Source organism: Ruegeria sp. AB6, from assembly GCF_056542685.1.
Genome location: NZ_JBQGAD010000001.1, coordinates 676,218 through 688,749, shown reverse-complemented (window position 1 = coordinate 688,749; position 12,532 = coordinate 676,218). Strand labels below are relative to the sequence as shown.

The window sequence follows — 12,532 nt, the reverse complement described above, 5'->3', positions numbered from 1 at the left end:
GTTTGCAAGGCATTCAATCAGGGATCTTGCCCAATGAGCTACAAATCCGACATCGAAATCGCCCGCGAAGCGAATAAGAAACCGATTCAGGAAATCGGTGCCAAGATCGGCATCGAATCCGCCGATCTGCTGCCTTATGGCCACGACAAGGCAAAGGTCAGCCAGGACTTCATCAACTCGGTTCAGGACCGTGAAGACGGCAAGCTGATCCTTGTCACCGCGATCAACCCGACCCCTGCGGGTGAAGGCAAGACCACCACCACCGTGGGTCTGGGCGACGGCCTGAACCGCATCGGCAAAAACGCGATGATCTGTATCCGCGAAGCCTCGCTTGGCCCGAACTTCGGCATGAAGGGCGGCGCTGCAGGTGGCGGTTACGCGCAGGTTGTTCCGATGGAGGAAATGAACCTGCACTTCACCGGTGACTTCCACGCCATCACCTCGGCCCACTCGCTGCTGTCGGCGATGATCGACAACCACATCTATTGGGGCAACGAGTGTGACATCGACATCCGTCGCGTTGCATGGCGTCGTGTGGTCGACATGAACGACCGCGCTCTGCGTCAGATCACCGCCTCGCTGGGCGGCGTGTCGAACGGTTTCCCGCGTGAAGCTGGCTTTGACATCACCGTGGCGTCGGAAGTTATGGCGATCCTGTGCCTGGCCAACGACCTGAAAGACCTGGAAAAGCGCCTGGGCGACATCATCGTTGCTTACCGCCGCGACAAGACCCCGGTCTATTGCCGCGACATCAAAGCCGAAGGCGCAATGACCGTTCTGCTGAAAGACGCAATGCAGCCGAACCTGGTGCAGACGCTGGAAAACAACCCGGCCTTCGTCCATGGTGGTCCGTTCGCAAACATCGCACACGGCTGTAACTCGGTCATTGCGACCAAGACCGCGCTGAAAGTTGCTGACTATGTCGTGACCGAAGCAGGCTTCGGGGCCGACCTGGGTGCCGAGAAGTTCATGAACATCAAGTGCCGCAAGGCGGGCATTGCTCCGTCGGCAGTGGTGCTGGTTGCCACCGTGCGCGCTATGAAGATGAACGGCGGCGTTGCCAAGGCCGATCTGGGTGCCGAAAACGTCGACGCGGTTCAGTCCGGCTGCGCCAACCTGGGCCGTCACATCGAGAACGTGAAATCCTTCGGTGTTCCGGTCGTCGTCGCCATCAACCACTTCGTCACCGACACCGACGCCGAAGTGCAGGCCGTGAAAGACTATTGCGGTGAGCACGGCGTTGAAGCTGTCCTGTCGCGTCACTGGGAACTGGGCTCGGAAGGCTCGGCGCCGCTGGCCGAGAAAGTCGTCGAAATCGTCGAAGGCGGTTCCGCAAACTTCGCGCCGATCTACCCCGACGACATGCCGCTGTTTGAGAAGGTCGAAACCATCGCCAAGCGCATCTACCGCGCTGATGAAGTTCTGGCCGACAACAAAATCCGAAACCAGCTGCGCGAGTGGGAAGAAGCTGGCTACGGCAACCTGCCGGTATGCATGGCGAAAACCCAGTACTCGTTCTCAACGGATCCGACCCTGCGCGGTGCACCCACCGGCCACTCGGTTCCGGTGCGTGAAGTCCGCCTGTCCGCTGGTGCCGGCTTCATCGTGGTTGTCTGTGGTGAGATCATGACGATGCCTGGCCTGCCGCGTAAACCTGCTGCGGAAACCATCTGCCTTAACGACGCAGGTGAGATCGAAGGCTTGTTCTAAGCCGGTTTTTGAACCATCTCATGGTCCGGGGATATCCCCGGTCCATGAGGAGATCGCTATGCCCACTCTGACACCTCCGCAAGACTGTCATTCTATGCAGGAATTGCGGGTTCAGATCGATAAGCTGGACCGCCAACTGATCGAGATGTTGGTGACGCGCGCAGGTTACATCGACCGCGCCACGCAGCTTAAACCGGCCGAAGGGCTGCCAGCCCGTATCCCGGATCGTGTTGAAGAAGTGGTGCAGCGGGTGCGCGACAGCTCGGATGCGTTGGGTATGGATCCTGATCTGGCCGAGCAGTTGTGGCGCATTTTGATTGACTGGTCGATTGCGCGTGAGGAGCGCGTTCTTGGGCCGGAATGAATGACCGGGCGCTTTGCGCCCGATCCGTTTTTGGAAAGAAGGGATCACAGGATGGTAGCCCAGGTTATCGACGGTAAGGCCTTTGCAGCGAATGTGCGTGCACAAGTGGCTGATCAGGTTGCAAAGCTGAAAGAGGAAAACGGTATCACGCCCGGTCTGGCCGTGGTTCTGGTGGGCGAGGATCCGGCCAGCCAGGTTTATGTCCGCTCAAAGGGCAAGCAGACCGTCGAGGTCGGCATGAACTCGTACGAGCACAAGCTGGACGCCGAGACCTCGGAAGAAGACCTGCTGGCACTGATCGACAAGCTAAACAACGATCCGGCCGTGCACGGCATTCTGGTGCAGCTGCCGCTGCCCAAGCACCTGAACGAAGATCTGGTGATCAACTCGATCGACCCGGCCAAGGATGTGGATGGCTTTCACATCTCGAACGTGGGTCTGTTGGGCACGGGCCAGAAATCAATGGTGCCCTGCACCCCGCTGGGCTGCCTGATGATGCTGCGTGACCACCACGGCTCTTTGTCGGGCATGGATGCGGTTGTGATTGGCCGCTCGAACATCGTGGGCAAGCCGATGGCGCAACTGCTGCTGGGCGATAGCTGCACCGTGACCGTCGCGCATAGCCGCACCAAAGACTTGCCGGACGTTGTGCGCCGCGCCGATATCGTTGTCGCCGCTGTGGGCCGCCCCGAGATGGTTCCCGGCGACTGGATCAAAGAAGGTGCAACCGTGATCGACGTGGGCATCAACCGCATTGAGCGTGACGGCAAGAACAAGCTGGTCGGAGACGTCGACTACGCCAGCGCCGCCGAGCGCGCAGGCGCGATCACGCCGGTTCCGGGTGGCGTAGGTCCGATGACCATCGCCTGCCTGCTGGCCAACACTCTGACAGCGTGCTGCCGCGCGAATGGCCTGCCCGAGCCCGAGGGGCTGACGGCCTGACCTGAATTTTTACTCAGGGCGAATAGAAAAGGCCGTGGAGTTCATCGACTCTTCGGCCTCTTTTGCGATTCATTGTGGAAATATTAAATTTGCACGGTCAGGCTTTTACGTGGAAGGAAACGGTGATAAATCAGTAATCCCAGCTGGTTACGACCTAGGTCGATGGATTGGCCGGGGTCGGGGGGATTTGCAGAGCCAATATGAAGACCATACTGAACTCAATTCTGGCCGAGTTTACTTTGCGCCGAGTGATCGCGGGTTTCGTCTTTCTGCCTTTGTTGGCTTTTGCGCTCCAACCTTTCCCTGAACTAAGCCTGCCATTCCTGTCGCGTCTGGTGTTCTGGTCCGGTGTCACGGCTTTGGCGATCGCGGCAACATGGGCTGCGCGGAGGATCAGTTGCAACTGGTTCAGAAAGTTGGAATTGTCGCGGCGTGATCTGGCGGTAATTCCGGTAATATTGGTGCTGTTCCTTCCCTGCTTATGGGTGATGGTCTGGCTGCTCTTCGCCGCGCAGGGAGCCCAGTCGCCCGGATTTTTGCCGGTTGCCTCCTATGGGGCTTTGTTCGCGACCGGGCTATTGATTACGCGCAGCCCAATGCCCGAGGCACCGGGAGAGATTGCTGTTCAACCCCGTCTGACCCGACGCTTGCCCAAGGGGTTTACCGGACAGATCTACCGACTGACGGTGCAGGACCATTCCGTGGATGTCGTGACATCAGAGGGTACATTTACCATCCGGTCACGACTTTCAGATGCGATTGACGAGATGGAACCTGTCCTTGGGTATTGTACCCATCGGTCGCATTGGGTGGTTGGCAGCGCCATCTCTGGGGTCGAAAAACATGGTGGCAAGACGTTTCTGCGGCTTGAAAATGGCGATTTGGTTCCGATCAGCCGCAAGTACAAGCCCATGCTTGAAGAGCAAGGGATTGTCTGAATTCGCTATCTCGGCATAGGGACCATTTGGGGGTGCGTTCCGATCAAAATGGCCATTGCGTCAACCCCCATTAGTTCGGACACAGCAGCCTGTGTGCTGCGAAGACCGCCGGTATAGGTGCCATAGGCGGGCAGGATCAGGCGGCGTTCATCCAGCAGAAAGGCGGGGCGCGAGATTGATCGTCCTCGCAGCTTCAGCCGCACCTTGGGATGGTAGTGACCCGAGATTTCGGCCCTTTCGTCAGGGTGCGCGATGTGGCGAAAGGTCAGGCCCGAAACTGAATGCTCGGCCAGATGCGCGCCGCCCAGATCGACCGGTCCGGGGTCGTGATTGCCTTCGATCCAAATCCAGCGGCGACCGGCTTGCAAGGCTGCGATCTGCAACCTTTCGGCTTCGTTCAGGCCCTGCGTCGAGTCCAGGTCGTCAAAGCTGTCTCCTAAGCAAATTACCGTCTCGGCCTGCGTGTGGGCAATGTCCGAGGAAAGCCGCGCCAAGGTGTCCCGGTTTTCATAGGGCGGCAGGGTCAGGCCGGATCGGCGCGCCAGACGCTCTGACTTGCCCAGATGCAGGTCAGACACGCAAAGCAGGCTTTGATCGGGCCACCAAAGCGCCCCGCTGCCCAAAGCGCGCAGCGTGTGCTCGGCAAAGGTGAATGTCAGATCGTTCATGATACGTTCTTTGCGGGTTTTCTGCGGCGCTGCAAGCGGATTCGCTATGGTGCCAACCCTGCTTCTTGCAACAGCCGCGCGCTTTCTTCGGCCAAAAGTCGCTCCTCGGCGGCGCCTTTGACGGGGACTTTGCCAACTTCAAGGAACAGGGGCGCGGCCAGTGGTGAGACGCGATCCAACCGCAACAGGTCGATGCGGTCGCCAATCCGGGCAATCATGTCCTCGATCCGGCCAAAGTCGACCAGACCTCGCATCGCCTCTTCGCGGGTGATCTGCATCAGCAGGTGGGCGGGGTCGTATTTTAGCAACGTGTCATACAGAATGTCCGAGGAAAACGTCGCCTGCCGCCCGCTTTTGCGCTGCCCGCCGGTGTTGCGCTCGATCAGTCCCGCAATGGTCGCCGAACTGCGGAAGGTGCGTTTCATCACGGCATTGCCCGCCAGCCACGTGTCCAACCCATCGCGCAGCGTCTCGGCCTGAAACAGGGGGCGCGGGTCGGTGACGGCGTCCAACCCCCAGATCAGGGTGGCATAGTCGGTGGCGACAAACCCCAGCGGCGCAAGGCCGGTTTCCTCCATCCGTTTGGTCAGCAACAGACCCAGCGTTTGCTGTGCATTGCGCCCGGCAAACCCGTAAACACACAGATGTTCGCGCCCATCCGAGGGGAAGCTTTCGATCAGCAGCCTCTCACGACCAGGAAGGCGTGAAACCTGCCGTTGCAGGGCCAGCCACTCGGCCGTATGTGCGGGCAGTTGTGGCCAGTCCGGTTGTGCAAACATGCGCAGAATACGGTCGCTCAGCTGCGTCGAGGTGGCGAATTTCGTGCCCGAGAACACAGCGACTTTTGGCTTGCGATCCGCGCGTCGGCTGACCTCAACCGTCATCTCGCGCAGCCCTTCATAACGCACGATCTGACCACCGATCAGAAACGTGTCACCGGGGGTGAGCGTGGCGGCAAAGGCCTCTTCAACCTCGCCCAGCGGTTTGCCGCCGCGATTGCGTTTCAGCCGAACTTTCAGCGTGTCGGTGTCCTGAATAGTTCCCAAGTTCATACGGATACGTTGCGCCGCGCGTGGATCGCGCAACTGCCACATGCCATCGGGGCGTTGTTGCAGCCGCTGCCAACGGTCATAAGCGCGCAGGGCGTATCCTCCGGTGGCGCAGAACTCCAGACAATCATTGAATTGCGGGCGGGACAGATCGGCGAACGGTCCGGCGGCCACCATTTCCGAATAAAGCGCATCCGCATCAAACGGGCCTGCCGCCGCCGCGATCAGGATATGCTGACACAGCACATCGCGAGGCCCTGCGCCGCGAGGTTCCCCGTCCAAATCATGGGCTCGTGCAGCTTCGAGTGCTGCGACGCATTCCACCACCTCGAACCGGTTTGCGGGCACCAGCAGAGCCTTCGAGGGCGCGTTGTAGCGGTGATTGGCGCGCCCGATCCGCTGAACCAGACGTTTGACATTCTTGGGCGCACCGATCTGGATCACAAGGTCCACGTCGCCCCAGTCGATGCCCAGATCCAACGAACCGGTACACACAATCGCGCGCAAATCGCCCCGCACCATTGCGGCCTCGACCCGTTCACGCTGTTGCCGATCCAGACTGCCGTGGTGGATGCCAATGGGCAGGGCGTCGTCATTGGCGAGCCACAGGTTATGAAAGAAAACCTCGGCCTGCGCGCGGGTATTGTGAAAGATGAGCGTTGTTTTGTGCTCTTTGATCTGTTTCAGAACCGCAGGAATGGCATAGGCGGCCCCGCCGCCGGACCACGGCGGCAGCTCCTGAGTTTCAAGCATCTGAATGTCGGGGTCTGGTCCGGGGTCAGCCTGTACGATTTGGCAGGGGTCGGGGTGCCGGGCCAGAAACCGGGCGATGGCGTCCGGGTCCTCGACCGTAGCAGATAGCCCCACACGCCGCATAGTCGGGCCGAGTGTTTGCAGCCGCGCCAGCGCCAGCATCAACTGATCTCCCCGCTTGCTTTCGGCCAGCGCGTGAATCTCATCAACGATCACACGCTGTACCCCGTGAAACATGCGTTGCGCGTCTTCGTATGAGGTCAACAGGGCCAGGCTTTCCGGCGTGGTTAGTAGGATATGCGGAGGGTCCACCCGTTGGCGTTTCTTCTGCGTGGCCGAAGTGTCACCTGTGCGGTCCTCAATACGGATGGGCAGGCCGATCTCATCCGCTGGGCCCCGCAGGTTGCGCCGGATATCCGCCGCCAGCGCCTTGAGCGGCGAGACATAGATCGTATGCAGACCCTCTGGAGCACTTTCGGACAGTTCGGCCAATGTCGGCAGAAACCCGGCCATCGTCTTGCCGCCACCCGTGGGCGCGATCAGCAACGTTGCCGGGTCCATGGCCCGGTCGAACATATCTTGTTGGTGGGGGTGGATCGACCAGCCTTTGGTCGTGAACCAGTCGGTGATCCGGGCGGGAATCGGCGTCATGGCCGTATGATGGCCCGCCCGGCGTCAGAATGGCAGGGGTTAGTGAACGATCTTTTCTTCTTTGACGAACATGTTGGCCCAGGCGCGGTCGATCAGGTCGGGGCTCATCTGATAGGGGATGCCTTCGAATTCGCAGATCGAGATCATCTGGTCGATCAGGAAGATCGGTTGATAATTGGCGTAGATATTGTTGATGGTTGGGTATTTGACCTTCAACAAATGTACCAAAGCAGCTTCATCCAGCGGCATGCCGCGTTTGCGGGCGACCATGGCGAAGATTTTCAGGAAGTTTTCCTGGTTCGGGCCGTCGATCTTGATCTTAAAGAAGATCCGGCGCAGAGCCGCCTGGTCGAAAATCTCATTCGGGTGGAAGTTGGTCGAAAAGATCACCAGCGTGTCAAAAGGCACCTCAAACTTCTCGCCCGATTGCAGACCTAGGATATCCTTGCTTTCTTCCAGCGGAACAATCCAGCGGTTGATCAGTGCCTGGGGTGGCTCGGCCTGACGGCCAAGGTCGTCCACGATAAAGATGCCGCCGGTCGATTTCAGCTGCAGCGGGGCCTGATAGGTCCGTGCGGTGGGGTTGTAGACCAAGTCCAGCATGCTCAGCGACAGTTCACCACCGGTCACAACGGTCGGGCGCTCGCACTGCACGTAGCGGGTGTCGAACCGTTTGCGGCGGCGAAGGCTGTTGGGGTCGTCAGCCTCTTGTTCGATCGCCGTGTGTACGATCGGGTCATAAACGGTGATCACCTGACCGGCATATTCGATTGCGCGCGGAACATACACGCTGTCCCCCAACGCATCGCGAATCCCGTTCGAAATCGAGGATTTACCATTGCCCGGCGGTCCATACATCAGGATCGAGCGACCCGCGCTGACCGCAGGTCCAAGGTGATCCAACAGGCTGTCGGGCAGAACCAGATGGCCCATAGCACCGGTTAGCTGATCGCGTGTCACCTGAATATTGCGGATCGACTGGCGCTTGACCTGTTCGCGGTACACGTCCAGCGGAACCGGCATCGCGCCAAAGTATTCCGACTGGCTAAGCGCATCCAGCGCCCGCGCCTTACCGGCATCGGTCAACTGGTAACCCATCTCATTGCCGCTATTGGCGTTCAGCGTACCTGTCGCCTCAAGCAATTTTTGTTCGCGTGAGATATCGATCAATTCCTGTGTTACCGCACCGGGCAGGCAAATCGCTTCGGCCACTTCCGAAACGGTGTCTACGTTCTTGCGGAACATCGTTTTCAACAGAATGTCCCGCATCATCACGATCGGAAGCCGCATTTCACCCAGCCCTTTGGGGGCAGGAGGGGCCATGACCGAGGTTGTCTGCATATTCATGAGCGTCGCCCGTCCATCCAGTATTCACGCCAAAAGCCCCCACGGGGCCGCTTGGTAGAAAAACTGGCCTTGCTTTGTGGCAGTACCAAGGCATCGACAAGGCGGGTTAATGATAGTTTACGAGCCGTAAACAGTTCCCAGTATCAGATAAAGGGCGAGGCTACCGCCAAGCGCAAATCCCATGGGAAATTGCTTGCCCCTGTTCCAGCTTTCCCATTCGGGCGCGATGGCCCTTAAGGGGGTCGCCTTGGCCAACCGATGCGTGGCAAATGCCGCCAATGTAGTTGCCATCAAAATCAGGATCACCGCACGAAAATCGGCGGTCCACACAAACGGAGAAGCCGCCGCGATGAACTTGGCGTCCCCCGCGCCCATGACCCCGGCGACATTAAACAGGATGCCCAAAACCAGAAAGACGAGCGCGTGCAGAAGTTGCCAGATATAAGGTGGAAGGGAAATCGCAATTGGCCCCAGCCGCCCCTGCGTCCACTCCATTGACCAAGGAGGCAGTAGAAACAGACCGATCACCACAAAGACGCCAAACAACGCTACCACAGCGTGGTTCTTGATCAGCATCTCGCGCATGTCGGTGAAAGCAACGTAAAAACAGATCGGCAGGACGAACGGCAAAAACCAGGCCGCGGCCTCTGCTGGGATGTGCATCAATTAGGCTTCCTCGAGCGCACGGAGCGAACGAACCGCTTCCTCGTAGTGCTGCGGGTGCGTGGAAATCGCTTCCCGGAACAGGTTCTTCGCAGTGGCAACATCGCCTTGTTTGACTGCGGAAATCCCCATTGTGTTCAGCAACATAGCGCGTTCAACCTGCGTCATCGGGACAACCGGCATCGCATAGTTTCCCTGAGCCGCACGCGCCAGAACCAGATTGTTCTTGGCGGTAAAGAGGGTCCGGTCCTGACGAATTGCTTCAGCGAACAGACGCTCGGCGTCTTCGTAATCGCCGCGCGACAGTTTGGAATAGCCCCAATTGTTCATCACGCTTCCGGGACGGGTCGTCAAACCGACAGCGGTTTCATAAAAATGGTCCGCGCGGTTCCAATCTTTTTGAGAATCCGCGACAACCGCCTCCAGGCGATACCGTTTGAATGTCTCATAGGTTGGCGAAATACCGTCCAGCACCGTCTTGGCCTGCTTCCAATCGCCCGACCGGACCAGCGCGTCCGCATACTCCACACGGTCCACGTTGCCGGACCCTTTCATGGTGGTGACCTTTTTCCAAGCGGCCTTCGCCTCGGTGGTGCGCTTCGCGCGAGACAGTGAAATGGCCAGACCGCGCTGCAAATCAATCCGACCAGGGTTCTTTGCGGCTGCGCCCTGGAAATAGGTCACGGCTTCGTTCGGGTCTGCGGCGGTCAGCAGAACATCGTTCAAATTGGTCTCGTCGATGACGTTTACTTCCTGAAACGTCTTTTCGACCTTTTCCTCTTCGGTTTCTTTTTCGCAGGCCGACAGGATCAGCCCACACAAAACCATCGACGGAATCAAGAATTGTTGGCGCATTTTTGCGTCCCTTACTGCTCTGGCTCTGGTTCCGGGAGCTTGCGCAGCGTGAATTGCCCGTCGCCTTGCTGCTCCAGTGTGTATTCTTGTTCTTCTGGCGTAGTATTAACAGGATTTTCCATTTTTGCGAGAGCTAAGCGCAGATTGTCCAGAATTGCGTCACTTTCGCCATTGTCCAACGCGAAGGCGCGCCGAAAGACCTGAGCGGCCTCAGGATATTCGCCTTTTTCGATCAACAAAACGCCCAGATTGTTCCAGGCAACGGACCATTCAGGGTCCTCCTCGACCGCGCGGCGCAACAGGGTTTCAGCCGGCTTCAACTGCTTCAGACCCAGATTTGCAGTGCCCATACCGGTCAGGATTTCGGAGGTCATACCCTGATCCAGAGCGGCACGGGCAAAGGAATCCAAGGCAAGATCATATTCACCCGATACCAGCAGGCGATTGGCGACCACCAACGGATCCTCGGCCTCGCCATCCGGATCAAAGCTAGGCGGGGTGAGGTTGTCACTCTGTGTCGTTTCCGTGCAAGAGGCCACCATGGTAAAAACCATGATGGCCTGCAGCATGCGGCGCACCCTGTTTGAGACGCCCCTGTTTGTGTTTTTCATCGGTTTTTTTAACCACTGCCAGTGTTTGCGAAATCCGAGATAGCTTTTGCCGAAGGACCGACCAAAATGACCAGCAACGGCGGCACCGTCAAAATCATTGTGGCAAGTGTCATTTTGGTTGGCAACTTGTTAGCGGCCTCTTCGGCCCGCATAACACGTTTGTCACGCATTTCGCTGGCATAAACCCGCAGAGCGTCTGCGATCGACGTCCCGAAAGTGGCCGACTGGATCATCACAGTCACGAACGAGTTGACGTCCTGCACCCCGCATCGCGTCCCAAAGTCACGCAGAACAGTGTCTTTGTCCTTACCAGCCTTCAGCTCGTAGGCGACGACCTCGAACTCCTGCGCGATGTCAGGGTAGGAGGCTTTCATTTCGGACGCGACCCGGACGATGGCCTGGTCCAATGATTGGCCGGCCTCAACACAAACCAGCATCAAGTCCAACGTGTCAGGGAAGCCGGCTTCAATGGCACCCTGCCGCTCGGCGACGCGTCTGGTGATCCAATAGCGGGGCAGGAAGTAGAGAGCGGCCGCAGGGATCAAAACGCGAATGATCATCTGTTGCGAGGTGAACTCCTGGTCTCCGGCAAAAACGGTTACCAATGACATACCGATCAGTAGGCCGACGATGCCCAGAGCGAATTGCGCAAAGTGGAAGAAGCGAACGGCGTCCTTGGACTGATACCCCGCCTGACGCAGTTTGAGCTGCATTGCAGAGAGTTCTTCTTCATTTTTCGGCTCCAGAAAGCTAGAAAACTTTTCAAGCTGTTCGTTGCGGCCTGCGGTGCGCAGTTTGTCGCGCTTGTCCTTCTTGCTCTTCTTCGGTGCCGCTTGCGAACGCTGCAACTTTTTCAGCGGATCTTCACGCTGATTCATCATCAACGGAATGGCGACAAGGATCATTAGTACCCCCAGCGCGCCCACGATGATCAACGGGCCGAATTCGCCGAGATGTTCTGTGATCAAGTTGTTGATATGGGTCAGGAATTCCATGGGGTTCTCCTCAGACCTTAATGTTTGTGAGAATGCGCATGACGATCAGGTTCACCGTGAGCATGATGCCAACAAAGAAGCATGCCGGGATAAACCAGGGATGGTCCAGAACCTCGTCATAATATCCAGGGTCTTTCACCAGAATGAAGACCAGGCAAAAGACGGGGAAGCCGGACAGGAACTTACCGGACCATTTCGCCTCGGCCGTGATGGCTTTTACACGACGGAACAGACGGAACCGCGATCGAATGACAAGCGCCAAACCAGCAAGAACCTCGGCCAGGTTACCCCCGGATTGTTGCTGAATGCCGACGGCAACGGACAGAAAGCGCAGATCCTGCATGTCGAGCCGCTCGGCCAGATCCTTCAGGGCCTCGCCCACGTCGCGGCCATAGGCACATTCGTCCGCAATCACGCCAAACTCGGTTGCAAGTGGATCCTGAACCTCGTTCGCCACAATCTGGATGGTGGATACGAACGGATTACCGACCCGAAGCGAACGCACCATCAATTCCACAGCATCCGGCAATTGTTCTTCCAGCATGGCCATGCGCTTGCCGGCCTTGTGATTCACCCATGCATACACACCGCCAACGCCGATAGCGATTGAGAGCGCAATACGCAGGACCACATCTGTTGCGGTTCCGATGCTCAACCCCATGAAGGCAAAGCCCGACACCAGGACCATGATCATGATCAGTTGCCGCGGCGAAAACGCAATCGCCGCCTTCTGCGCCTTGTCGGCCAGAAGCGAGTAGAGCGGGATGCTCTGGGATTTCATGTGCTGCTGCATTTCCTTGCGCAGCTGTTCCAGAACCTGTTCGCGCCCGACACCTTTATCGAGCATGTCCAGACGTCGATTGACGCGGCTGTTTAAGCTGATGGATTTGCCGAAGGCGACCAGATAGATCCCTTCGACCAGTGCCAATACGGCGACGAAAATGACGACGTAAATAAGGGCCTCGACCGGCAGTTGCATAATGGGA

The 12,532-nt window shown here is 58.2% G+C and carries 12 protein-coding genes; 4 read left to right on the top strand and 8 right to left on the bottom strand.

Features of this window, described 5'->3' with window-relative positions; translation table 11 throughout:
• Positions 1-33 precede the first annotated feature (33 nt).
• From ACR0DB_RS03445 to ACR0DB_RS03430, 4 genes are all read left to right on the top strand, one after another.
• Complete coding sequence (locus ACR0DB_RS03445; protein ID WP_480548892.1) at positions 34-1,710, top strand: formate--tetrahydrofolate ligase; 1,677 nt, start codon at positions 34-36, stop codon at positions 1,708-1,710.
• Between the two features lie 58 nt (positions 1,711-1,768).
• Positions 1,769-2,074: a chorismate mutase gene (locus ACR0DB_RS03440; protein ID WP_170769971.1), complete on the top strand. Its 306-nt coding sequence runs from the start codon at positions 1,769-1,771 to the stop codon at positions 2,072-2,074.
• Between the two features lie 51 nt (positions 2,075-2,125).
• Positions 2,126-3,016 (top strand): bifunctional methylenetetrahydrofolate dehydrogenase/methenyltetrahydrofolate cyclohydrolase FolD, encoded by an 891-nt coding sequence (gene folD, locus ACR0DB_RS03435; RefSeq protein ID WP_480548890.1) that lies wholly within the window; start codon positions 2,126-2,128, stop codon positions 3,014-3,016.
• Between the two features lie 200 nt (positions 3,017-3,216).
• The gene (locus tag ACR0DB_RS03430) at positions 3,217-3,954 is read left to right on the top strand and encodes a LytTR family DNA-binding domain-containing protein (protein ID WP_480548888.1); all 738 of its coding nucleotides are present in this window, start codon (positions 3,217-3,219) and stop codon (positions 3,952-3,954) included.
• Positions 3,955-3,959: 5 nt separating this feature from the next.
• Here ACR0DB_RS03430 and pdeM read toward each other — a convergent pair whose 3' ends face one another.
• From pdeM to ACR0DB_RS03390, 8 genes are all read right to left on the bottom strand, one after another.
• The gene (gene pdeM / locus ACR0DB_RS03425) at positions 3,960-4,622 is read right to left on the bottom strand and encodes a ligase-associated DNA damage response endonuclease PdeM (protein ID WP_480548886.1); all 663 of its coding nucleotides are present in this window, start codon (positions 4,620-4,622) and stop codon (positions 3,960-3,962) included.
• Positions 4,623-4,666: 44 nt separating this feature from the next.
• Positions 4,667-7,075 (bottom strand): ligase-associated DNA damage response DEXH box helicase, encoded by a 2,409-nt coding sequence (locus ACR0DB_RS03420; RefSeq protein WP_480548884.1) that lies wholly within the window; start codon positions 7,073-7,075, stop codon positions 4,667-4,669.
• Positions 7,076-7,114: 39 nt separating this feature from the next.
• Complete coding sequence (locus ACR0DB_RS03415) at positions 7,115-8,422, bottom strand: ATPase (protein ID WP_170769976.1); 1,308 nt, start codon at positions 8,420-8,422, stop codon at positions 7,115-7,117.
• 117 nt (positions 8,423-8,539) lie between these two features.
• Entirely contained in the window at positions 8,540-9,085 is a 546-nt protein-coding gene (locus ACR0DB_RS03410) for a prepilin peptidase (RefSeq protein WP_170769977.1), read from the bottom strand.
• A gap of 3 nt (positions 9,086-9,088) precedes the next feature.
• Positions 9,089-9,940 carry a tetratricopeptide repeat protein gene (locus ACR0DB_RS03405; RefSeq protein ID WP_480548882.1) on the bottom strand — a complete coding sequence of 284 codons (852 nt, stop codon included), beginning with the start codon at positions 9,938-9,940 and terminating at the stop codon, positions 9,089-9,091.
• A gap of 11 nt (positions 9,941-9,951) precedes the next feature.
• The gene (locus ACR0DB_RS03400) at positions 9,952-10,509 is read right to left on the bottom strand and encodes a tetratricopeptide repeat protein (RefSeq protein WP_237218035.1); all 558 of its coding nucleotides are present in this window, start codon (positions 10,507-10,509) and stop codon (positions 9,952-9,954) included.
• Between the two features lie 50 nt (positions 10,510-10,559).
• Positions 10,560-11,546, bottom strand: a complete 987-nt coding sequence (locus tag ACR0DB_RS03395) for a type II secretion system F family protein (protein ID WP_170769979.1) — start codon at positions 11,544-11,546, stop codon at positions 10,560-10,562.
• Positions 11,547-11,556: 10 nt separating this feature from the next.
• Entirely contained in the window at positions 11,557-12,525 is a 969-nt protein-coding gene (locus tag ACR0DB_RS03390) for a type II secretion system F family protein (protein ID WP_170769980.1), read from the bottom strand.
• Between the last annotated feature and the right edge of the window lie 7 nt (positions 12,526-12,532).